This is a genomic window from Streptomyces sp. NPDC097595 (assembly GCF_044761525.1).
GTDB lineage: Bacteria > Actinomycetota > Actinomycetes > Streptomycetales > Streptomycetaceae > Streptomyces > Streptomyces drozdowiczii_A.
On record NZ_JBIWCN010000021.1, the window covers coordinates 39,925 to 61,316 of the forward strand.

Below are 21,392 nucleotides of genomic sequence, written 5' to 3' on the forward strand. Positions count from 1 at the left end.
TCTTTTCGGCCCGTTATGCGATACCAGTTCGACAAGTAATTCGCTGACACTTGCGAAGAATTCTGGGGTTCTCGAAGTGTGTTTATCCACGGTGCGGCGGAGCGGAACGGAGGGTGTCAGTCCGGTTACCGTACGGCTTCGGGCGGGGGGTCGAGCGGCGGCGCCGGGCCGTGCGCGCAGTGGCGTACGCCACACTCCGCCGGGTCGGACGGTATGAGATGGACCACGTGTGGCCCCGCCGAACTCGCGTACGCTGGCGGATCACTCGCCCGTCGATGCCGGGCCCGGACCACCGAGTCCCGTGGGCCCGCCGAGAGCGAGGGACCATCTGGGAGGTAGATGCATGACCGGGACGCCCACCGCCCGAATCCGCCTGCGCGCAGCCGCCGACGGTGCCAACCGCTGGGTCGTCCTCGTCGTCCTCTGCCTCAGCCTGCTGCTCGTCGCGCTCGACGCGACCGTGCTGCACGTGGCCGTCCCCGCCGTCACCGAGGACCTGCGGCCCAGCGCCGCCGGACTGCTGTGGATCGTGGACGCCTACCCGCTCGTCTGCGCCTCGCTGCTGATCCTCTTCGGCACCCTCGGCGACCGGGTCGGACGCCGGCGCGTCCTGCTGCTCGGGTACGCCCTCTTCGGCGTCGCCTCGGCCGTCGCCGCCCTGGCCGACAGCGCGGGCGTGCTCATCGCGGCGCGGGCGCTGCTCGGCGTCGGCGGGGCGATGATCATGCCCGCCACCCTCTCGATCCTGCGCCAGGTCTTCCCCGACCGGCGCGAACGGGCCGTGGCGATCGGCGTCTGGTCCGCCGTGGCCGCCGTCGGCGCCGCCACCGGGCCCGTCATCGGCGGCTTCCTGGTCGAGCACTTCTGGTGGGGCTCGGTCTTCCTGATCAACATCCCGCTGATGGCCCTGATCCTCCCGGTCGGCCGGCTGCTGCTCCCCGAGTCCCGGGGCAACGACGACGGACCCTGGGACGTGCTCGGCGCGCTGATGGCCGCCGCCGGGGTGCTCGGGGTGGTCCTCGGCGTGAAGCGGGCCGGCACCGGCGAGGGCCTGACCGGTCCGGCGACCCTGGTGCCGCTGCTGCTCGGGGCCGTCCTGCTCGCCGCCTTCGTGCGCCGCCAGAAACGGCGCACCCACCCGCTGATCGACATCGGCATGTTCACCAGGCCCGCCTTCTCGGCCGCCGTGGGCTGCATCGTCCTGGCCATGCTCGCCCTGGTCGGCCTGGAGCTCGTCGCCGTCCAGTACCTCCAGCTCGTCCTGGGCCTCAGCCCCCTGGAGACCGGCCTCCGGCTGCTGCCGCTCACCTTCGCCGCGATGGCCGCCGGCGCCACCGGCTCGCACACGCTGCGCCGGGTCGGGCCGCGCCGGATGGTCGGCTGGGGCTTCGTCCTGACGGCCGCCTCGGTGCTGAGCCTGACCGTGATGGGCCGCGACGACCGGCCCGCCCTGCTGGCCGCCGCCTTCGTGGCCCTCGGCTTCGGCCTCCAGTCCACGCTGTTCGGCGCATACGAGTCGATGCTCAGCGAGGCCCCAGCCGACCGGGCGGGCGGGGCGGCCGCGATCGGGGAGACCTCCTACCAGCTGGGCGCCGGGATGGGCATAGCGCTCCTCGGCAGCGTGATGAACGCCGCCTATACGCCCGGTCTCGCGGGGCTGCACGCCGACGGCGTCCCCGCGTCGGCGGCCGCCGGGGCCGCCCACTCGCTCGGCGAGGCGTACCAGGAGGCCGCTCACCTGGGCGGGCCGCTCGGCGCCGTCCTGCGCACCACGGCCCGGGACGCCTTCATCGACGGGCTGCATGTGACGCTGCTGGTCAGCGCGGGGCTCCTGCTGCTCGGGGCGCTCGCCGCGCTGCGGCTGCCCCGGGCGATGGAGTGCGCCCCGAAGCTCTGCGAACCCCGGGCGGCGGAGCGCCCGGACGACGCGCCGCCGCGCGAGGCCGTGGACCGGCCCGACGCGCAGCCCCGGGTGCCCGCGCGGCGCCGGCCGGGCGGGGCGGGCTCGGGACACCCTGGACGTCCGGCACACCGGGTCGTAACGTCGGCACGGCACCGTAACTAACGCTGCTAGTTTTTGAGTCACCTCACCGACATCGGTACCGTGCGAGCCGCCGGAGGCACACCCTCATGTCCACCGCCCCCACCTCGAAGCTCCCGCCCTTCGACCCCCGCGACCCGATCGGCGTCGACGACCTGCTGAGCCCCGAGGACCTCGCGATCCGCGACACCGTCCGCACCTGGGCCGCCGACCGCGTCCTGCCGTACATCGCCGAGTGGTACGAGAACGGCGAGCTGCCCGGCATCCGCGAGCTGGCCCGCGAACTGGGCTCCCTGGGCGCACTCGGCATGTCGCTCCAGGGCTACGGCTGCGCCGGCGCGACGGCCGTCCAGTACGGGCTGGCCTGCCTGGAGCTGGAGGCGGCCGACTCCGGCATCCGCTCGCTCGTCTCCGTACAGGGCTCACTCGCCATGTACGCGATCCACCGCTACGGCTCCGAGGAGCAGAAGCAGCGGTGGCTGCCGGGCATGGCGGCGGGCGAGACCATCGGCTGCTTCGGTCTCACCGAGCCCGACCACGGATCGGACCCGGCCGCCATGCGCACGTACGCCAAGCGCGACGGTGAGGACTGGGTGCTCAGCGGCCGCAAGATGTGGATCACCAACGGCTCGGTCGCCGGGGTCGCGGTCGTCTGGGCGCAGACCGACGAGGGGACGGCCGGCACCGGCATCCGGGGCTTCGTCGTCCCGACGGACTCGCCGGGCTTCTCCGCGCCCGAGATCCGGCACAAGTGGTCGCTGCGCGCCTCGGTCACCAGCGAACTGATCCTGGACGAGGTGCGGCTGCCCGCCGACGCCGTCCTGCCCGGGGTCACCGGGCTGCGCGGCCCGCTCAGCTGTCTGAGCCACGCCCGCTACGGCATCGTCTGGGGCGCCATGGGCGCGGCCCGGTCCAGCTTCGAGGCGGCCGTCGACTACGCGCGCACCCGGGAGCAGTTCGGGAAGCCGATCGGCGGCTTCCAGCTCACCCAGGCCAAGCTGGCCGACATGGCCGTCGAGCTGCACAAGGGCATCCTGCTCGCCCACCACCTCGGGCAGCGGATGGACGCGGGGCGGCTGCGCCCCGAGCAGGTCAGTTTCGGAAAGCTGAGCAACGTGCGGGAGGCCATCGAGATCTGCCGCACCTCGCGCACGATCCTCGGCGCCAACGGGATCTCGCTGGAGTACCCGGTGATGCGGCACGCGACCAATCTGGAGTCGGTCCTCACCTACGAGGGGACCGTGGAGATGCACCAGCTGGTCCTGGGGAAGGCGCTCACCGGTCTGGACGCGTTCCGATGAGCGCCCGGAGGGCGGTCAGCTCTGGTTGAAGAAGCCGTCGGCCGGCCGGCCGGCGGCTTCGCCGTTCATCACCTGGGTGTCGGCGGGGGTCAGCAGGAAGACGCGGGTGGCGACGCGGTCGATCGACCCGCGCAGTCCGAAGATCAGGCCCGCGGCGAAGTCCACCACGCGCTTGGCGTCGGCGGAGTCCATGGACGTGAGGTTCATGATCACCGGGACGCCGTCCCGGAAGAGCTCGCCGATGGCGCGGGCGTCCCGGAAGCTGTCCGGGGTCACGGTGGCGATCCTGCGGCCCGTCTCCTGAGCGCTCTCGGAGGCCACCCGAACCCGGGGATCGGTCACCCACGCCTGACCGGTACCGGTCCGTGCACCCTCGGCGTACTCGTCGTCGTCGTAGTACCGCTCGTCGTTGTCCTCTACGAGGCCCAGCCAGGCACTCGCCTTGCGCACCGATCCCATGGACGCCTCCTCTCACCGCGGTTCCTTGGTGTTCCGCATCTCTTTCGTATCCCTATGGTCGTCCATGATGCGGATCGTGCGCCAAGGGGATAGGCGGCGCGCAGGGCATTCGTGACGGTACTGGTGCAGAGGATGTGGCGATTCGTCAGGTTTCGTACGGGTAAGGGGGCCTGAAGAAAGAAAATATGATCTCCGGGCCGTACGGGTGACATGGGGGACGTACGGGTGAACGGGCCGCTCGGTACGATGCCGTCGCATCCGCGCCCGAGCGCGGCACACACGCGAACGAAAACCGGGGGACGGCCGTGTTCGGAATAGTCAGGCCCTGTACGCATCGCCTCTCCGAGAGGCTCAAGACCGAGTGGATGGCCCATCTCTGCGGGCTCTGCCTGGCGCTCCGCTCCGACCACGGGCAGTTCGCCCGGGTCGTCACCAACTACGACGGCCTGATCGTCTCGGTCCTGACGGAGGCTCAGACCGAGCGCACCCCCGCACAGCGCCGCACCGCCGGGCCCTGCCCGCTGCGCTCCATGCGCACCGCGCCCGTCGCGCGCGGCGAGGGCGCCCGGCTGGCCGCCGCCGTCTCGCTGGTGCTCGCCTCGGCGAAGGTACGGGACCACGTCGCCGACCGGGACGGCCTGTTGGCGCGCCGCCCGGTCGCCGCGGCGGCCCGCAAGGTCGCGGCGAGCTGGGACCGGGCCGGGGCCCGCACCGGCGCCCGGCTCGGCTTCGACACCGCGGTCCTGGTCGACGCCGTCGACCGGCAGACCGGCATCGAACTCCTCGCCGGACCCGGCACCCCGCTGCTGACGGTCACCGAGCCCACCGAGACCGCCACCGCCGCGGCCTTCGCGCACACCGCCGTCCTCGCGGGCAAGCCGGAGAACGCCGAACCGCTCGCCGAGGCCGGACGCCTCTTCGGACGCCTCGCGCACCTGCTGGACGCCGTCGAGGACCAGGAAGCCGACGCCGCGTCAGGTGCCTGGAACCCGCTCACCGCGACCGGCACCTCGCGCGCCGAGGCCCGGCGGCTGGCCGACGACGCGCTGAAGGGCGTACGGCTGGCGCTGGCGGACGCGGAGTTCACCGACGGCCGGCTCGCCCATGTGCTGCTGACCCACGAACTGCGGCGCTCGGTGGACCGCGCCTTCGCCACGGACGTCTGCTCCCACCGGTCCGGCGGACTGCTGACCGCGTCCGGCGAACCGTCAGGAACGGCACCCACGGGCTCCTTCGGGCCGCCGCCGGGCAATCCGTACGCGCCCACGGGACCGGGCGGACCCTCCGGGCCCCGGCCGCCCGAGCCGCCGCGCGACCGGCGCGGGCTCGTCGTGGGCTGCCTGGTGTGGGCCGGGCTCGCCTGCACCTGCCAGATGTGCTGCGGCACCTTCGAGGACCCCTGGTCGCGTCAGCGGCGCGAGGGGCTGTGCAGCCAGTGCGACTGCGGGGACTGCTGTGACGGCTGCGACGCGTGCAGCAACTGCTGCGACTGCTGCAGCTGCTGTGACGGTTGCGACGGCTGTGACTGCGGCTGCGACTGCTGAGGCGGTGTCACCTGTACGCCGTCACGCCTGCGTCCCGCTCCGCGGCAGGGCGGAGCGGGACGGAGCGAGGGGAGGGTGTGCTGCTGTGCCGGACGTGCGAGGACGCGCCTGGACAAGGGTGGGGCGGGCGCGGAGAGCAGGGCGTCGGCTCAACAGGAACAGGACCACACGCGACCGAAGTCGATGTGGGAGCGCTTGACCAGCCACTGCTGCGATTGCATGGCCCCAGTGGAACAGTCGTCCGATGTCCCGTCAACTGCCTTGAGACGTAGTGCTCACAGTGTGGACAGGCTTGACAGCCCGCCCCCGGCACCGCTTGTCTCGGGGGAGGACCGGGCTGAGGGGCCCGTCCGTCATGCTTCACGCTGCTGCGATTCCGCGTTTTCGCGCCGAGGGCGCGCCCCGTGTTCGATCACCGTATCCACGGAGCCTCCGCATGCCCGCGCGCACATCCGCATCCCGTTCCGCCCTCCGGCCCCTCCACCTGGCCGCCGAGATCGGCGGCCCGCCCCGCTACGACGCCGCCCACCACACCGGCCTCGCCCGGCTCGCGGAGGGCGGCGCGCTCGACTTCGTCACCCTCGGCGACTCCTTCGCCCGGCCGGGGCCCGACGCCCTCGCCGTCCTCGCCCGGGTGGCCCCCGCCACCCGCCGCATCGGCCTCGTGCCGACGGTCACCGCCACCCACACCGAGCCCTCCCGCCTGGCGTCCGCCGTGGCCACCCTGGACTGGGTCAGCCGGGGCCGGGCGGGCTGGCGGGTCGACGTGTCCGCGACGGAGGCCGAGGCCCGGCTGTTCGGCCGCCGCCCCGCCGCGTCCGCCGAAGCCCTGTGGGACGGGGCCGGGGAGTGCGCCGAGGTCTGCGCCCGGAGCTGGGACCACTGGGAACCACCCCAGGGCCACCCCGTCGTCGTCATCGACGGCACGCCCGAACCGGCCAGGGCGGCCGCCGCCCGCCACGCCGACGTCGTCCTCGTCCGGGCCGCCACCCCCGAGCGGACCGCCGCGATCCGCGACGACGTGCGCCGCCGCGCCGCCGCGCACGGCCGGGACCCGGACGCGCTGCGGGTGTTCGCCGCGCTCACCGTCGACCTCGGCGACGCCGAGACCGCACCGGAACCGGGGCTGGCCGACGAGCCGCCACCCGCCGACCGGGGGACCTACTACCGGGGCGGCCCGGTCGATCTGGCCGCGCTGATCACCCGGTGGTACCGGGCCGGCGCGGTCGACGGCTTCCACCTCACCCCGATCACCCCCGGGCGCGACCTCGAACGGATCGTCAACGGCACGGTGGCCCTGCTCCAGCACCGCAGCCTGTTCCGGACGTTCTACCCGGGCGGCACCCTGCGCGAGCACCTGGGCCTGGCCCGGCCCGCCCGCCGGTACGCACGGGCCGGAGCGGGCGTATGACGACCGCCCCGCCCCGGCGGATGCACCTCGCCGCGTACGCCCCCGGCGCCGGCGAGCGGGCCGGGTTCGCCTCGTACGAACGGCTCGCGCGCACGGCGGAGCGGGGCCTGTTCGACTTCCTCCTCGTCGCGGAGGGGGAGGCCCACGGCCCCGACGCGCTCACCGTGCTGGCCGCGCTCGCCGCCGGCACCGACCGGCTCGGCCTCGCCGCGAGCACCGCCTTCGGGGAGCCCTGCGAACCGGCCCGCCGCCTCGCCACCCTCGACCACCTCAGCGCCGGCCGGGCCGCCTGGCACGCGCACCCCCCGGCCGGCGAGCACCCGCGCGCCGCCGAGTTCGTCACCGCCGCCCGGGCGCTCTGGGACTCCTGGTCGCCCGACGGCAGCCCGCGCCCCGTCGCCCATCGCGGGCGGTACTTCGCGGTGGAGGGGGAGTTCACCGTGGAGCGCTGTCCGCAGGGGCATCCCGTCACCGTCCTGGCCGGCGACTCGCCGGAGGACCGGGAACTCGCCGCGTCCACCGCCGACATCGTGCTCCTCCCGCACACCACGTTCGACGCGGCCCGCGCCCGCTACGCGGAGGTGAAGGGGCGGCTCGCGGCCCACGGCCGGGCGCACGACGAGCTGAAGGTCATGCTCCGCGTCGCCTTCGTGCTCGATGACAACGCCTCCGTACTCGATGACAACGATGACACCGGTGCGCGGGGACCGTTCAGCGGCAGCCCGGAAGCCGTCGCCGCACTGCTCGGCGCGTACGTGGCCGAGGGCGCGGCCGATGGCTTCCTCCTCGTCGCGCACGGCCCCGGCGGCCTCGACGACTTCGTGGACCGGGTCGTTCCGCTCCTCCAGGACCGGGGGGCGTTCCGCCGTACGTACACCGGTTCCACGCTGCGGTCGCACCTCGGGATCGCCGCACCCGTATGGAAGGGTTGACCTCCATGAGCACGCACGCACAGCAGCAGGCAGCGCGGGACTGGGAGCGCTGGCACCAGGAGCGGACCGCCACGGTCTCGGCGCCCTACGGTCCGCTCTCCCTCACCGGGACCCACTGGCTCGCGGACTACCCGGAGGGGCGAATTCCGGCCGTCCCGGGCCGGTGGCGCGAGGAGGACGGCGCCCTGGTGCTCGACGCCGCCCCGGAGGACGGGCTGACCGTCGACGGGAAGCCCTTCGCCGGGGAGGTCCGGCTCGGTGCCGACCGGGGTCCGGTCGACGCGTCCCGGGCCGCGCACGAGGGACGCAGGCTCGTGGTGCTCAGCCGCGAGGGCCTGTGGGCGGTGCGGGTCTTCGACCCCGAATCGCCCGCGCGGCGCGCCTTCCGGGCGATCGAGGCGACCCCGTACGAGCCGCGCTGGGCGGTGCCGGGCACCTTCCGCCCGTACACGGACGCGCGCACCGTCCGGGTCGAGAACGCCGACGGTGTCGCACGCGGGCTGGGGCTCGCCGGGGAGATCGCCTTCGCGCTGGACGGGGCCGGGCACACGCTCCAGGTCGCCGTCGAGCCGGACGGTTCGCTCTGGGCCGTCTTCGCGGACGCCACCAGCGGGAACAGCAGTTACCGCTTCCGGTTCCTGCGGCCCGCCGCACCGGACGCCGACGGCGCGGTGACCGTCGACCTCAACCGCGCTCTGCTGCCGCCGTGCGCCTTCGCGGACCACTTCATCTGCCCCTTCCCGCCGCCGGGCAACACCCTTCCGGTGGCCGTGGAGGCGGGGGAGCGGCAACGCACCGACGGCTGAGGGCTGTCGCGAGCTCAGGCCAAAAGGCACCCTTGCGCGCGAAGTTGACGCCTTGAATACTCCCGAGCAGCGCTTGTCAGGGGCACGGCGTATCCGGAATGCGGACGGATCGCCGTGTGCCTGACTGCGCCTCACGGGCCCGACCACCCCACAGGCGGGCCCCCGATGTTCCCCTCGGGAGGAATGACAGTGAGGATCAAGCGCACCACCCCCCTCAGCGGTACCGCCAGACGCACTCGGGCCCTCGCCATCGCGGCGGGCCTGGTGGCCGTAGGCGCCCTGGCCGCCCCCACGGCCCAGGCGAACTCCACCGGAACGTACAGCGCCAACCAGTTGGCCGCCGCGAGTGACGCCGTCCTCGGCGCCGACATCGCGGGCACGGCGTGGAGCGTCGACCAGAAGACCGGGAAGGTCGTCGTCACGGTCGACAGCACGGTCTCCGCGGCGGAGATCAAGCAGATCAAGGACTCCGCGGGCGGCAACGCGGGCGCCCTGCGCATCGAGCACACCCCGGGCAAGTTCAACAAGCTGCTCGCCGGCGGTGACGCGATCTACGCCCCCGGCTGGCGCTGTTCCCTCGGGTTCAACGTCCACAGCGGCAGCACGTACTACTTCCTGACCGCCGGTCACTGCACCGACGGCAACCCGCCCTGGTACACCAACTCCTCGAACAGCACCTACATAGGCCCGACGGTCGGCTCCAGCTTCCCGACCAACGACTACGGAATCGTGCGCTACGACAACACCTCGCTCGCCCACCCGGGCAAGGTCGGCAGCGTCACCATCACCGGCGCGGCCAACGCCACGGTCGGCATGTCGGTGACCCGCCGGGGCTCCACGACCGGCATCCACAGCGGCACCGTCACCGGGCTCAACGCCACGGTCAACTACGGCAACGGTGATGTCGTCTACGGCATGATCAAGACCAATGTGTGCGCCGAGGGCGGCGACTCGGGCGGTCCGCTCTACTCCGGCAGCAAGGCCGTCGGCCTGACCTCCGGCGGCAGCGGCAACTGCAGCTCCGGCGGTACGACGTTCTTCCAGCCGGTCACCGAGGCGCTGAGCGCGTACGGCGTCACCCTGAACTGACGTCCGGTCCCGTACGGACACATGGCCCCCGGTCCCGCCGGGGGCCATGTGCGTGCGGGGTGCGGGGCCGGTCAGCCTCTGGCGCCCGCCCCGGCCGGTGCCACGCCGAAGATGTCCACCGCGTGGTAGTACGTCCAGGCCGTGGCGTCGCAGGAGCTCCGCTTGGCGCCGGAGTAGGCGGCGCACACGCGCTTGAGGTCGGAGTAGAGCGCGTTGTCGAGCCGGGCCTTGTTGGCGGAGAACGTGCCGGCGGCCTTGTAGTTGCGGTACCCGAAGTCGTGGCGGGCGCAGGCCGTCTGGAACGGGAAGCCGAAGGGGTTGTCGGGCGAGGTGCTGCAGTAGTCCGTCGACCAGTCGAAGCCGTACGCGGACCAGGCGCCCTTGTTGTTGCGGGCGGAGTTCCACGCGTTGTAGCTGGCGGCGCTCGTCTGCGTCCAGGAACTGAGGACCTGGGGCTTGTCCGCGGGGGCCGCCGAGGCGGAGGCGGTGGGCAGCAGGGCGAGCGGGAGCGACAGCCCGAGGGTGGCGAGCAGGGTGGCGACGCGACGGCGCATGGACAACCTCCGTGGGGTGAGGAGCAGTTGGAGCGACCTCGCGGGTGCGCGAGGTCGCTCCAGAATGCCGCCATGCACCTGTCACGCCTAGGGGCGTGCGGTGGCTGTTCGGCGCTGTGCGCCGTGCGGGGTACGTGTCAGCGGGCGCGCCGCCGCATCGCCGTCAGCAGGGTGCCCGCCGTGCCCGCCGCCGCCCAGGCGGACAGGACCAGCAGGGGGCCGGTCACCGCGTTGCCGTGGAAGTACGCGATCGAGCGGGCCGTCCAGGTCGAGGCGCCCGGGGGCAGGGCGGGGCCGATCGCGCGCCAGAAGTCCGGGAGCATCGGGAGCGGGAAGGCGCCGCCCGCGCTCGGGTTGCCCGCGATGACCACGATCAGGACGGCCAGGCCGATGCCGACGATGCCGGTCAGCCCCTCCAGGGCGAGGGTGATCATGCCGACCGCGAAGACGGTCAGCGCGCCCAGGCCCGACAGCCCCCAGGAGCTGCCGGGCAGGGCGTCGAGGATCGGGCCGATGATGAGCGCGCCGCCGATGCCGCCCGCGATCGCGTACAGCGCCATGACCCCGGTCCGGATCAGCGCGCGCTGCCGGTTGGCGGGGCGGGTGCCCGCGCTGATCGCCAGGATCGAGGCGCACAGATAGCCGCCGACGCACCAGCCCACCGCCAGGTAGAACGCGGACAGCCCGTCGAAGTCCTGGCGCGAGGCCGGGGCCACGTCGACGGCGCGCACGGTGCGCCGCTGGGCCGCCTCCGCCTCCTTGACGATCTTCGTGAGCGAGGTGGCCAGGACGGTGCCCCCGCCGGAGGCGACCAGCACGGTGTCCCGCGTGCCCCGGGGGTCCACGATCAGGGCGCCGTCGATCTCGCGGCCGAGGATCTGCCGGCGGGCGGTGGCCTCGTCGGAGACCGTTCGCGGGTCGAGCGGGCCGCCCGGGAGGTCGTCCAGCTGGGCGACGAGCCGGGCGGACGCCTGCTGGGGCGCGACGACGCCGAAGGGGACGTCCGTCGGCTTCGGGTGGTGCAGCGCCCCGATGTACGACGCGATGAACAGCAGCTGGAGCGCCAGCACCCCGATGACGAGCAGAGCGGCCCGGGGCGTGACGGCGTTCCTCACCTCGTCGGCGAAAGTCATGCCCCCACGCTCCGGGCTGCCCCTCGCGCGCGCAGTCGGGGCGCGGCCGAACGGCGGAAGGGGAGGCGCGCGTGACCGGGGGAGATGAGGCGGGCGGCGAGTATCGTACGAGTGTTCGAAACTTGGTTTATGGTGGAGAGCGAGGGGGTGGCCAGCGCGTACGAATCGGTTCAGGAGGTGCAGGTGCCAGGGTTCACGCATCTGCATACCGCCTCCGGGTTCTCCCTGCGGTACGGGGCCTCGCACCCGGAGCGGCTGGCGGAGCGCGCCGCCGAGCGCGGCCTGGACGCCCTCGCGCTGACCGACCGCGACACCCTGGCCGGCGCGGTCCGGTTCGCCCGGGCCTGCGAGCGGGAAGGAGTGCGCCCGCTCTTCGGGGCGGACCTCGCGGTGGGACCGGGGCCGGGCGCGGGGGACGGGCCCGCCCGACGCCCCCGCACCCCGGCCCGTGGGGGTGTCTTTGTCGATGAATCCGCACCCCGGGTCACCTTCCTCGCCCGCGACGGCGCCCAGGGCTGGGCCGAGCTGTGCCGGCTGGTCACCGCCGCCCACGCCGCCGTCCCCGAGGGCGGCCGGCCCCTGGTCGGCCGGCTCGCGCTGCCCGCCGAAGGGCTCACCGTGCTCCTCGGCCCCGCCTCCGACGTGGGCCGGGCCCTGTCCGCGGGCCGCCCCGACCTGGCCGCCGCCCTCCTCGCCCCCTGGCGCGAGCTGTACGGCGACGGCCTGCGCCTCGAAGCCGTCCACCACGGGCGGACCGGCGCCGGGCCCGGTTCGCTGCGGCTCGCCGCCCGTACCGTCGGCCTCGCCGCCGAGCAGGGCGTACGGGCCGTGCTGACCAACGCCGTCCGGTACGCCGACCCGGGGCAGGGTCCGGTCGCCGACGTGCTCGACGCCGCCCGCCGGCTCGTCCCCGTCGATCCGCGCCGCGCCCCGCTCGACAGCGGTGAGCGCTGGCTCAAGGACGCCCGCGCGATGGCGGAGACCGCCGAGCGGATCACCTCCGCCGCCGGGCTCGGCGCCGGTGCCGGGGCGCGGCTGCTCGCGGAGACCCGGCAGACCGCCGAGGCGTGCGTGGTGGACCCCGGGGGCGACATCGGACTCGGCTCCGTCCACTTCCCCGAGCCCGGCCTCGTCGGCGCGGAGCGGCGCACCGCCCAGCGGGTGCTGGCCTCCCGCGCCGCCGCCGGCATGGTGCTGCGCGGCTATGACCGCAGGCCCGGGTACTGGGACCGGATGCACCACGAGCTGGACATCATCGCCCACCACGGCTTCGCCTCGTACTTCCTGACGGTCGCCCAGGTGGTGGACGACGTACGCGCGATGAAGGTGCGGGTGGCCGCCCGGGGCTCCGGGGCCGGTTCGCTGGTCAACCACCTCCTCGGCATCGCCCACGCCGACCCGGTCGAGCACGGGCTGCTGATGGAGCGCTTCCTGTCGAAGCGCCGCTTCGTGCTGCCCGACATCGACATCGACGTGGAGTCGGCCCGCCGCCTCGACGTCTACCGCGCGATCATCGACCGCTTCGGCGCCGAGCGGGTCGCCACCGTCGCCATGCCCGAGACCTACCGGGTGCGCCACGCCATCCGCGACGTCGGCGCCGCGCTCTCCATGAACCCGGCCGAGACCGACCGGCTCGCCAAGGCGTTCCCGCACATCCGGGCCCGCGACGCCCGCGCGGCCATGGAGGAACTGCCCGAACTGCGCGAGGTCGCGAAGACCAAGGAGACGTACGGGAGGCTGTGGGAGCTGGTGGAAGCGCTGGACGCACTGCCGCGCGGCGTGGCCATGCACCCGTGCGGCGTCCTCCTCTCGGATGCCTCGCTGCTGCGCCGCACCCCCGTCATGCCCACCAGCGGCGAGGGCTTCCCCATGTCCCAGTTCGACAAGGAGGACGTGGAGCACCTGGGGCTGCTCAAGCTCGACGTGCTGGGCGTACGGATGCAGTCGGCGATGGCGCACGCGGTCGCCGAGGTGAAGCGGGCCTCGGGACGCGAGGTGGACCTGGACGCCGTGGAGCCGGGCGACCCGCGCACGTACCAGCTGATCAGGACGGCCGAGACGCTGGGCTGCTTCCAGATCGAGTCGCCCGGCCAGCGCGACCTGGTCGGCAGGCTCCAGCCGGAGAACTTCCACGATCTGGTGGTCGACATCTCGCTGTTCCGGCCGGGCCCGGTCTCCGCCGACATGGTCCGCCCGTTCATCGAGGCCCGGCACGGCCGCGCGCCGGTCCGCTATCCGCACCCCGACCTGGAGGGCCCGCTGCGCGAGACGTACGGCGTGGTGGTCTTCCACGAGCAGATCATCCGGATGGTCGACATCATGACCGGCTGCGGCCGCGACGAGGCCGACCGGGTCAGGCGCGGGCTCTCCCACCCCGAGTCGCAGGCCCTGATCAGAGTCTGGTTCGCCCAGCACGCGGCGGCGCGCAAGTACGACGCGGAGGTCATCGCCCGCGCCTGGGAAATCATCGAGGCGTTCGGAAGCTACGGCTTCTGCAAGGCGCACGCGGTGGCCTTCGCCGTACCCACGTACCAGTCGGCCTGGCTGAAGGCGCACCATCCGGCGGCCTTCTACGCCGGGCTGCTCACCCACGACCCCGGGATGTACCCGAAGCGGCTGCTGCTCGCCGACGCCCGGCGGCGCGGGGTGCCCGTGCTGCCGTTGGACGTGAACCGGTCGGCGGCCGCCCATCGAATCGAACTGGTGTCCGATGGGAGGGGGAAGGCGGAGCGCTGGGGGCTGCGGCTCGCGCTCTCCGACGTGCACGGGATCAGCGAGGCCGAGGTCGCCCGGATCGAGGACGGCCAGCCCTACAGCTCACTGCTCGACTTCTGGCAGCGGGCCCGCCCGGGAAAGCCGGCCGCCGAACGGCTGGCCCAGGTCGGCGCGCTGGACGCGTTCGGCGCCAACCGCCGCGACCTGCTGCTGCACCTGTCCGAACTGCACCGCGCCCAGCGCGGCGCGGGCTCCGGCGCGCAGCTCCCGCTCGGCGGCGGGCACCGCACCGCCTCCGTCGGCCTGCCCGACCTCAACGAGGCGGAACGGCTCAGCGCCGAACTGGGCGTGCTGAGCATGGACGTCTCGCGCCATCTGATGAGCGATCACCACGCCTTCCTCAAGGAGCTCGGCGCGGTCTCGGCGAAGCGGCTGCGCGAGGCGCGGCACGGGGAGACCGTGCTGGTCGCGGGCGCCAAGGCGGCGACCCAGACCCCGCCCATCCGCTCCGGCCGCCGGGTCGTCTTCACCACCCTGGACGACGGTACGGGCCTGGTCGACCTGGCCTTCTTCGACGACAGCCACGCCGCCTGCGCGCACACCGTCTTCCACTCCTGGCTGCTGCTTGTGCGCGGGGTGGTGCAGCGGCGCGGGGCGCGCAGCCTGAGCGTGGTCGGCGCGGCCGCCTGGAATCTGGCGGAGCTGGCCGAGCTGCGGCGCACCGGCGGACTCGACGCGGTCGCGGAGCGGCTGGCGCAGGTGCCGGAGCCGGAGGCCGGGGGTGCGCCATCGGATGAGGCCCCGCCCGGTGACGACGGGCGGCGCATCCGGATGCCCACCGGTTACGAGATGAACCCCTGGGCGGACCTGAAGCCGCCCGGTGAGGGCCTGCCCACCGGAAGGAAGTTGTGGCACCAGAGCCCGGGGAGCGCGGGATGACCGGGGTGCCGGACGGGCAGCCCGGTGTCCTCTGCCTGCGGTTCCGGCCGGTCGGCGGCGGGCCCCCGGACGCCGCCGGGTACGCGGGGCTGCTCGCCCTGCTCGGCTCGTTCACCCCGGTCGTGGAGGCGGCGCCGCCGGACGGGGCGCTCGCCGATGTGGGCGGCGCGCTCCGCTACTTCGGGCGGGACGTGCGGGGCCTGGCCTCGGTGATCCGGGTCCGCGCGCTGGCCCTGCACGGGGTGGACTGCGCGATCGGGGCCGCCCCGAATCCGATGCTGGCCCGGATGGCGCTGCGGCAGGCCGCGCCCGGGACGACCTTCGTGGTGCCCGCCGACGGGGTGGCCGCCTTCCTCGCGGACCGGCCCGCCGCCGCGCTGGACGGCGTCGGGGCGGCGACGGCCCGGACGCTGTGCGGGTACGGGCTCGACTCCGTCGGCCGGATCGCGGCGGCCCCGCTCGGCACCCTGCAACGGATCACCGGGACGCGGACCGGGCGCGACCTGTGGGAGCGGGCGCACGGCATCGACCGCACCGCCGTCCGGCCGAACGCCGCCGCCCGCTCGGTCGCCGCCGAGCGCACCTTCCCGCGCGACGAGCTGGACCCGGAGCGGCAGCGGCGCGCGCTCATGTCGCTCACCGAGGAGCTGGGGGCGCGTATGCGCGGCGAGGGGCAGGTGTGCCGCGCGCTCGCGGTCTCCGTGCGCTACGCCGACCGCACCGGCTACTCGACGCTGACCCGGAGCCGTACCCTCCGCGAACCCACCGCGCACTCCGCGGAGCTCACCGCGCTCGCGTACCGCGTCCACGACTCGTTCGGCCTGCAACGGGCCCGGGTGCGGGGGATCGGGCTGCGCGCGGAGGGGCTGGGCGAGGCGGAACGGGCCGCCCGGCAGCTGAGCTTCGACCCGGTGGACGAGCGGGCCCGGCGGATCGAGGCGGTCGCGGACGAGCTGCGGGAGCGGTTCGGCCCCCGGGCCGTGATGCCGGGGCGGCTGGCGGCCTGAGGGGGTTCGCCACCCGCCGCGCGGCCCCGCGCACTTTTTACCGACGCGTAACTTCCCAGCGAACCCTACTCATGCGTAATTTGGCATGAGCACGCAGAAACGCAGCAGAAACTTGTGGTCCGGGCCGCAGGGTGCACAGACATCGCAACTCCCTTGAGCCGCAAGGAGACCCCACGATGCTGCCCTGGACCCGTGCGTCGCGTTCCCCACGCGCCCGCCGGACGCTCGCCGCCCTGCTTCTCGCCGTCGCCGCGGTCGCCACCCCCACGGCCACCGCCGCCGCGGCCGCCCCCACCGCGACGGCCGCCACCTCGCGCGGCTGGAACGACTACTCCTGCAAGCCCTCCGCCGCCCACCCCCGTCCCGTCGTCCTGGTCCACGGGACCTTCGGGAACTCCGTCGACAACTGGCTCGTCCTCGCCCCCTACCTGGTGAACCGGGGCTACTGCGTCTACTCGCTCGACTACGGCCAGCTGCCCGGTGTGCCGGTCTTCAACGGGCTCGGTCCGATCGACAAGTCGGCAGGCCAGCTCGCCACGTTCGTCGACAAGGTGCTCGCCTCCACCGGCGCCGCCAAGGCGGACATCGTGGGCCACTCGCAGGGCGGCATGATGCCGAACTACTACCTGAAGTTCCTCGGCGGGGCGGCCAAGGTGAACGCCATGATCGGCCTCGCCCCCGACAACCACGGCACCACGCTGCTCGGCCTGACCCAGCTCCTGCCGTACTTCCCCGGCGCCGAGTACCTGCTCAACGCCGGTACGCCCGGACTCGCCGACCAGGTGGCCGGATCGCCCTTCATCAAGAAGCTCAACTCCCTGCCGGACACCGTGCCCGGCGTGCACTACACCGTCATCGCGACCCGGTACGACGAGGTCGTGACCCCGTACCGGACCCAGTTCCTGGACGGGCCGGACGTGCGCAACGTCCTGCTCCAGGACCTGTGCCCGGTCGACCTCTCCGAGCACGTCGCCATCGGGACCATCGACCGGGTCGCCTACCACGAGGTGGCGAACGCCCTGGACCCGTCGCACGCCGGCCCGACCAACTGCGCCTCGGTCATCGGCTAGAGCCGTGCCGCCCCGTCCCGGTGAGGGCTCCTCCTCGCCGGGACGGGGCGTTGTCAGTGGCGGCTGGCACGATCGGATCATGACGACGAACGACTGGGACTCCCTCGCCGACACCTTCGACCAGGAGGCCGACCACGGGCTGCTCGACCCGGTGGTCCGCGACGCCTGGGCGCGGCGGCTGGAGAGCTGGCTGCCCGCCGGACCGGCCGATGTGCTCGACCTCGGCTGCGGTACGGGGAGCCTGTCCCTGCTCGCGGCCGGCCGGGGCCACCGGCTCACCGCCGTGGACAGCGCGCCGCGCATGGTCGAGCGCGCCCGCGCCAAGCTCGCCGGCACGGGCGCCGAGGTGCTGGTGGGGGACGCGGCCCGGCCGCCCGTCGGCGACCGCAGGTTCGATGTGATCCTCGCCCGGCACGTGGTGTGGCTGCTGCCCGACCCGGCGGCCGTCCTGCGTCACTGGGCGGGGCTCCTGCGCCCCGGCGGCAGGCTGGTCCTGGTGGAGGGCGTGTGGAACGGGACGGGAATCCCCGCCGAACGCCTCACCGCGCTGCTCGCCCCACTCACCGAACGCGTCCACCACGAACGGCTCTCCGGCGACCGCGACCTGTGGGGCAAGGACGTGGACGACGAGCGGTACGCGCTGGTCGCCCGGGCGCGCGGGACGCACCGTCACACCGAGGTGGTCGACGTGCACCTGATCCTCCGTCGCGGCTCCGAGGTCCTGCTCGCCCGCCGGTCCGGCACGGGGTACGCGGACGGCCTGCTGCACGCCCCGTCCGGCCATGTGGAGGACGGCGAGGACGTGCGCGCCGCGATGATCCGGGAGGCCGCCGAGGAGACCGGCCTCACCCTGGACCCGGCGGAGCTGCGCGTGGCCCTGGTCATGCAGCACCGCGGCCCGGGCGGCAGCCCCCGCACGGGCTGGTTCTTCGAGGCGGCGTACGACCCCGCGCGGCCCCCGTACAACCGCGAACCGGACAAGTGCTCCGAGCTGTCCTGGTATCCGCTGGACGCCCTCCCCGACGACATGGTCGCGTACTGCCGCGCGGGCCTCGACGGCTACCGGGCGGGGGAGCGCTTCCTGATCCACTGGCACGAGGACGCCGACCCGATCGCGTACGAACCGAAGGGCGAGCGCCGGGCGGTGGTGCTGCCGGTGAGCGGTGCCCGCACGGAGCGGGTTCACCACGGCGGCGCGGGGGCGGCTACGTGGTGATCGAGCAGTCGCCGGACCTGGTCCCCGGGGGCACACGAGCGGCGGCGCCCCGGTTTCCATCACCTGGCGTTCCACGTCGAGCACCGGGCCGCCTGGCCCGGGCCCCGGACCACGGCTGGCGGCTGCTCTTCGCGGACCGTCATCCGCACGCGGGCGGCGAGGACTGCCTGGCCGCCTACTTGGAGGACGCGGTGGGGTACGAGCCGGAGTTGGTGGTGCGCTGAGGGGGCGTCCGCCCGGGCGTTATGCCGGGCTCGGCCCGACAAAGACCAGCCCTCCGGGGATGTCAGCCGAGCCTGCGGGCATGGCGTACCTCCGTGGCACAGACCTCGTAGCCGAACCAGCGGTTGACCGCCAGCATCGGACCGTTCCCGGCGTCGTTGCCGGTGTAGGCGTCGGTGTACCCGGCGGCGCGCGCCCGGTGCAGCGAGTCGTTCTTCGCGAGCTTCGCGAGGCCGCGGCCCCGGTGCGCCCGCCGGGTGCCCGTCATCGCGGAGCCGTAGCGGCTCACGCCGTCGGTCCGGGCGGCGCTGAAGGCCGCCACCTCGCCGTCGACCAGGACGACCGAGGTGAGGTGGTGGTCGAGACCGGGGTCGTTCCAGGTATCCGCGAGCCATTCCGCGTAGTCGTCGAGCCGGGCCGGCGTGTCGCTGGGCTCGTCCGCCGTGGCCTCGGCGTCCGCCTCGAAGAGCGGGCGCGGATCGTCGGCGAAGTCGGCGGCCGTACGCAGCTCGACCCCGGCCGGAAGCTCCTGACGGGGCGGCAGCGAGCCGTTCGCCAGGTCCAGATGGAGGAAGTGGGCCGGCCGGCTCGGTGTGTAGCCGTGCTTCGCGGCGAACGCCCGGTCGCCGGGCGTGTCCAGGACCCAGGTGTGGACCGAGCTCGCCCCGGCCAGGGCCAGATACTCCTCGGCGGTCCGCAGCAGCAGCGTGCCCGCGCCCCGGCCGGTGCGCTCCGGGTGGGTGTACGGATTGCAGAACCCCTGCCCCGGCTCCGGGCTCTCATGGGCCAGGCCCACCTGCGCCGTCCCGATGATCTCGCCGTCCTCCTCGGCGACCAGCATCCGGTAACGCCGCCCCGCCGGGGCCCCGGTGAGCTCGGCCACGGTCTGCTCCGGCGTGGTGATCATGTACGGGAGGGCGGCGCGCCGCACCCGCACCCACCCCTCGGCGTCATCGGGCCGGAAGTCGCGTACGAGGACAGTCATGCGCCGGACGCTAGCCGCGCCCCGGACCCGTCCGCCTCCCATTTTCCGCCGGTGGGGGACAATCGGCCCGTGACCCTGAAGATCGCTGTGGACCCGGACTCCGGCACCGCCCCGTACGAGCAGTTGCGCACCCAGATCTCCGAACAGGCCCGCTCCGGCGTGCTGCCGGTCGGCTACCGGCTCCCGACGGTACGCGGCTTCGCCGAGGAGCTGGGCCTCGCCGCCAACACGGTCGCCAAGGCGTACCGGGCGCTGGAGGCGGACGGCGTCATCGAGACCCGCGGCCGCAACGGCACGTTCGTCGCCGCCGCCGGAGACACCGCCGACCGCAACGCCGCCGCCGCGGCCCGCGCGTACGCGGAACAGGCCCGCCGCCTCGGTCTCTCCCGCGCCCGCGCCCTGGAACTCGCCGAGGACGCGGTGCGCGCGGTTTTCTCCGACTGACAGCCCGGCGATCACTGGCTGACTGGCCGTCACGGCGCCTTCGGCAAAAGCTCATCCGTTGGACTTGGCATGAACACTTCCGGAATGGCCGTCCGCGCTGCTACCACTGAGTAGGCAGAGATCCTGCCGGTCGGTCCAAGGGAGATTCCGTGAAATTGTCCAGACTTGTGGCATTCTCGTCCTCGCTCCTGCTCGGCGCCGTCATCGCCCTGACCGGGGCGGCCACCGCGAACGCCGCATCGTCCGTCGACTACGTCGCCCTCGGGGACTCGTACTCCTCGGGTGTCGGCTCCGGGAGTTACATCGGCTCCAGCGGCGACTGCAAGCGCAGCACCCTCGCCTATCCCTCCCTCTGGGCCTCCGCCCACGCGCCCGCCTCCTTCTCCTTCACCGCCTGCTCCGGGGCGCGTACGGGCGATGTGCTGGCCAGTCAGCTCGGGCCGCTGAACTCCTCGACCGACCTCGTGTCGATCTCCATCGGCGGCAACGACGCGGGCTTCTCCGACGTCATGACGACCTGTGTCCTCCAGTCGGAGTCCACCTGCCTCACCCGCATCGCCACCGCCCGCAGTTACGTGGACAGCACCCTGCCCGGCAAGCTGAACTCGGTCTACGACGCGATCAAGGCCAAGGCCCCCGCCGCCCATGTCGTCGTCCTCGGCTACCCGCGCTTCTACAAGATCGGCGGCAGCTGCGTCGTCGGGTTGAGCGACAAGGTGCGCACCGCCATCAACGGCGCCGCCGACTACCTCAACGCGGCCACCGCCAAGCGCGCCGCCGACCACGGCTTCAGCTTCGGCGACGTCACCTCCAAGTTCACCGGACACGAGATCTGCTCAAGCAGCGTCTGGCTGCACAGCCTCAACGTGCTGAACATCGGCGAGTCGTACCACCCCTTCGCCGCCGGGCAGTCCGGCGGCTACCTGCCCGTCCTGAACGCGCTCGACTAGGCCGGTGGCGCGCCCCGCGAGGGGCGCGCCCGTCAACTCGCCCCGGAATCGGGCAGATTCACCGACGCCTCGTCAACCTCCGTATATGTGTGCGCAATCCCGCTCCCGGGATACACGAGTGTCGGTGGCAGGCGATAGGGTTAACCTGCCCGGGCCGAGTGCCCTCGTACGGGTGGGGAGTGACATGGAACAGATAACGGTGCGCAGCAGGGCGCGTGTGCCTGCCATTACATGCGGGAGCAGCGCGACGAGTTCGCGCCTCGACCGCCATCTCGCGGTGCTGGGCGGTCCCGTCGTGCCGCAGCGCGAGGCGGCGGAAGCGACGCTGCTGATGCGCGAGCTCACCTCGCGCGACGCCGGACACACCCGGCGCAGCAGAAGCGCACGGGTGTCGCTCTTCGCGCCACTGCGCCGGCTGCGGCGCTCGCTCTTCGGCAGCCGCCACTGACCCGACCGCGGTCCTGACTCCCGCAGCGCGCTGCTGCCCGCTCTTCCGTCATCCCCGGAGCCGGCAGTGGCGCGTCGCCGTGTCCGCACCCGGTCACGCGCTGTGTCCGACAGGCCCGCATGGGTG

At 73.6% G+C, this 21,392-nt stretch carries 17 protein-coding genes and 1 pseudogene; 14 read left to right on the forward strand and 4 right to left on the reverse strand.

Annotated elements, in window-relative coordinates:
• Window positions 1–343: 343 nt before the first annotated feature.
• Both ACIQZN_RS28115 and ACIQZN_RS28120 read left to right on the forward strand, forming a co-directional pair.
• Window positions 344–2,065 carry an MFS transporter gene (locus ACIQZN_RS28115; protein ID WP_403999465.1) on the forward strand — a complete coding sequence of 574 codons (1,722 nt, stop codon included), beginning with the start codon at window positions 344–346 and terminating at the stop codon, window positions 2,063–2,065.
• Window positions 2,066–2,130: 65 nt separating this feature from the next.
• Window positions 2,131–3,342: an acyl-CoA dehydrogenase family protein gene (locus tag ACIQZN_RS28120; RefSeq protein WP_403999468.1), complete on the forward strand. Its 1,212-nt coding sequence runs from the start codon at window positions 2,131–2,133 to the stop codon at window positions 3,340–3,342.
• Window positions 3,343–3,357: 15 nt separating this feature from the next.
• Here the strand turns inward: ACIQZN_RS28120 and ACIQZN_RS28125 are convergent, their stop codons facing one another.
• Window positions 3,358–3,801 carry a cell division protein SepF gene (locus ACIQZN_RS28125; RefSeq protein ID WP_403999471.1) on the reverse strand — a complete coding sequence of 148 codons (444 nt, stop codon included), beginning with the start codon at window positions 3,799–3,801 and terminating at the stop codon, window positions 3,358–3,360.
• Between the two features lie 365 nt (window positions 3,802–4,166).
• On the opposite strand from ACIQZN_RS28125, the gene ACIQZN_RS28130 reads away from it, so the two are divergent.
• The 5 genes from ACIQZN_RS28130 to ACIQZN_RS28150 all read left to right on the forward strand — a co-directional run bounded on the left by ACIQZN_RS28130 (window position 4,167) and on the right by ACIQZN_RS28150 (window position 9,583).
• Window positions 4,167–5,345, forward strand: coding sequence for a DUF5685 family protein (locus tag ACIQZN_RS28130; RefSeq protein WP_403999473.1), 1,179 nt, complete (start codon window positions 4,167–4,169; stop codon window positions 5,343–5,345).
• Between the two features lie 436 nt (window positions 5,346–5,781).
• Window positions 5,782–6,756, forward strand: coding sequence for an LLM class flavin-dependent oxidoreductase (locus ACIQZN_RS28135; RefSeq protein ID WP_403999476.1), 975 nt, complete (start codon window positions 5,782–5,784; stop codon window positions 6,754–6,756).
• Window positions 6,753–7,688: an LLM class flavin-dependent oxidoreductase gene (locus tag ACIQZN_RS28140; protein WP_403999479.1), complete on the forward strand. Its 936-nt coding sequence runs from the start codon at window positions 6,753–6,755 to the stop codon at window positions 7,686–7,688. The genes ACIQZN_RS28135 and ACIQZN_RS28140 overlap by 4 nt, the downstream gene beginning before the upstream one ends.
• A 5-nt stretch (window positions 7,689–7,693) precedes the next feature.
• Entirely contained in the window at window positions 7,694–8,494 is an 801-nt protein-coding gene (locus ACIQZN_RS28145) for a DUF1684 domain-containing protein (protein ID WP_403999481.1), read from the forward strand.
• Between the two features lie 189 nt (window positions 8,495–8,683).
• On the forward strand, window positions 8,684–9,583 hold the full coding sequence (locus tag ACIQZN_RS28150) for a S1 family peptidase (protein ID WP_403999484.1): 900 nt from the start codon (window positions 8,684–8,686) through the stop codon (window positions 9,581–9,583).
• Window positions 9,584–9,654: 71 nt separating this feature from the next.
• Here the strand turns inward: ACIQZN_RS28150 and ACIQZN_RS28155 are convergent, their stop codons facing one another.
• Both ACIQZN_RS28155 and ACIQZN_RS28160 read right to left on the reverse strand, forming a co-directional pair.
• A complete protein-coding gene (locus ACIQZN_RS28155; RefSeq protein WP_403999487.1) occupies window positions 9,655–10,137 on the reverse strand; it encodes a phospholipase in 483 nt (160 codons plus the stop codon).
• A gap of 137 nt (window positions 10,138–10,274) precedes the next feature.
• Window positions 10,275–11,270 carry a DUF3533 domain-containing protein gene (locus tag ACIQZN_RS28160; RefSeq protein ID WP_403999490.1) on the reverse strand — a complete coding sequence of 332 codons (996 nt, stop codon included), beginning with the start codon at window positions 11,268–11,270 and terminating at the stop codon, window positions 10,275–10,277.
• Window positions 11,271–11,399: 129 nt separating this feature from the next.
• Between ACIQZN_RS28160 and ACIQZN_RS28165 the strand changes: the two genes are divergently transcribed.
• From ACIQZN_RS28165 to ACIQZN_RS28180, 4 genes and pseudogenes are all read left to right on the forward strand, one after another.
• On the forward strand, window positions 11,400–14,924 hold the full coding sequence (locus tag ACIQZN_RS28165) for a DNA polymerase III subunit alpha (RefSeq protein ID WP_403999493.1): 3,525 nt from the start codon (window positions 11,400–11,402) through the stop codon (window positions 14,922–14,924).
• Complete coding sequence (locus ACIQZN_RS28170; RefSeq protein ID WP_403999496.1) at window positions 14,921–15,931, forward strand: hypothetical protein; 1,011 nt, start codon at window positions 14,921–14,923, stop codon at window positions 15,929–15,931. Before ACIQZN_RS28165 ends, ACIQZN_RS28170 begins: the two co-directional genes overlap by 4 nt.
• A gap of 176 nt (window positions 15,932–16,107) precedes the next feature.
• Window positions 16,108–17,001, forward strand: a complete 894-nt coding sequence (locus ACIQZN_RS28175) for an esterase/lipase family protein (protein ID WP_403999499.1) — start codon at window positions 16,108–16,110, stop codon at window positions 16,999–17,001.
• A 79-nt stretch (window positions 17,002–17,080) separates the two neighbouring features.
• Window positions 17,081–18,441: pseudogene (locus tag ACIQZN_RS28180) on the forward strand (trifunctional class I SAM-dependent methyltransferase/NUDIX hydrolase/VOC family protein).
• A 62-nt stretch (window positions 18,442–18,503) separates the two neighbouring features.
• Here ACIQZN_RS28180 and ACIQZN_RS28185 read toward each other — a convergent pair.
• Window positions 18,504–19,424: a GNAT family N-acetyltransferase gene (locus tag ACIQZN_RS28185; RefSeq protein WP_403999502.1), complete on the reverse strand. Its 921-nt coding sequence runs from the start codon at window positions 19,422–19,424 to the stop codon at window positions 18,504–18,506.
• 69 nt (window positions 19,425–19,493) lie between these two features.
• On the opposite strand from ACIQZN_RS28185, the gene ACIQZN_RS28190 reads away from it, so the two are divergent.
• The 3 genes from ACIQZN_RS28190 to ACIQZN_RS28200 all read left to right on the forward strand — a co-directional run bounded on the left by ACIQZN_RS28190 (window position 19,494) and on the right by ACIQZN_RS28200 (window position 21,266).
• Window positions 19,494–19,868 carry a GntR family transcriptional regulator gene (locus ACIQZN_RS28190; RefSeq protein WP_403999505.1) on the forward strand — a complete coding sequence of 125 codons (375 nt, stop codon included), beginning with the start codon at window positions 19,494–19,496 and terminating at the stop codon, window positions 19,866–19,868.
• A 167-nt stretch (window positions 19,869–20,035) separates the two neighbouring features.
• A complete protein-coding gene (locus tag ACIQZN_RS28195) occupies window positions 20,036–20,818 on the forward strand; it encodes an SGNH/GDSL hydrolase family protein (protein ID WP_403999736.1) in 783 nt (260 codons plus the stop codon).
• Window positions 20,819–21,002: 184 nt separating this feature from the next.
• Window positions 21,003–21,266, forward strand: a complete 264-nt coding sequence (locus ACIQZN_RS28200) for a hypothetical protein (protein ID WP_026171590.1) — start codon at window positions 21,003–21,005, stop codon at window positions 21,264–21,266.
• Window positions 21,267–21,392 lie beyond the last annotated feature (126 nt).

What these genes read in the sequence shown, in the direction of transcription:
- ACIQZN_RS28120 (WP_403999468.1), top strand. Translation starts at nt 2,131, where the DNA reads ATGTCCACCGCCCCCACCTCGAAGCTCCCGCCCTTCGACCCCCGCGAC.
- ACIQZN_RS28115 (WP_403999465.1), top strand. Translation starts at nt 344, where the DNA reads ATGACCGGGACGCCCACCGCCCGAATCCGCCTGCGCGCAGCCGCCGAC.
- ACIQZN_RS28145 (WP_403999481.1), top strand. Translation starts at nt 7,694, where the DNA reads ATGAGCACGCACGCACAGCAGCAGGCAGCGCGGGACTGGGAGCGCTGG.
- ACIQZN_RS28170 (WP_403999496.1), top strand. Translation starts at nt 14,921, where the DNA reads ATGACCGGGGTGCCGGACGGGCAGCCCGGTGTCCTCTGCCTGCGGTTC.
- ACIQZN_RS28140 (WP_403999479.1), top strand. Translation starts at nt 6,753, where the DNA reads ATGACGACCGCCCCGCCCCGGCGGATGCACCTCGCCGCGTACGCCCCC.
- ACIQZN_RS28135 (WP_403999476.1), top strand. Translation starts at nt 5,782, where the DNA reads ATGCCCGCGCGCACATCCGCATCCCGTTCCGCCCTCCGGCCCCTCCAC.
- ACIQZN_RS28175 (WP_403999499.1), top strand. Translation starts at nt 16,108, where the DNA reads ATGCTGCCCTGGACCCGTGCGTCGCGTTCCCCACGCGCCCGCCGGACG.
- ACIQZN_RS28160 (WP_403999490.1), bottom strand. Translation starts at nt 11,270, where the DNA reads ATGACTTTCGCCGACGAGGTGAGGAACGCCGTCACGCCCCGGGCCGCT.
- ACIQZN_RS28185 (WP_403999502.1), bottom strand. Translation starts at nt 19,424, where the DNA reads ATGACTGTCCTCGTACGCGACTTCCGGCCCGATGACGCCGAGGGGTGG.
- ACIQZN_RS28125 (WP_403999471.1), bottom strand. Translation starts at nt 3,801, where the DNA reads ATGGGATCGGTGCGCAAGGCGAGTGCCTGGCTGGGCCTCGTAGAGGAC.
- ACIQZN_RS28165 (WP_403999493.1), top strand. Translation starts at nt 11,400, where the DNA reads ATGGTGGAGAGCGAGGGGGTGGCCAGCGCGTACGAATCGGTTCAGGAG.
- ACIQZN_RS28130 (WP_403999473.1), top strand. Translation starts at nt 4,167, where the DNA reads ATGGCCCATCTCTGCGGGCTCTGCCTGGCGCTCCGCTCCGACCACGGG.
- ACIQZN_RS28200 (WP_026171590.1), top strand. Translation starts at nt 21,003, where the DNA reads ATGGAACAGATAACGGTGCGCAGCAGGGCGCGTGTGCCTGCCATTACA.
- ACIQZN_RS28155 (WP_403999487.1), bottom strand. Translation starts at nt 10,137, where the DNA reads ATGCGCCGTCGCGTCGCCACCCTGCTCGCCACCCTCGGGCTGTCGCTC.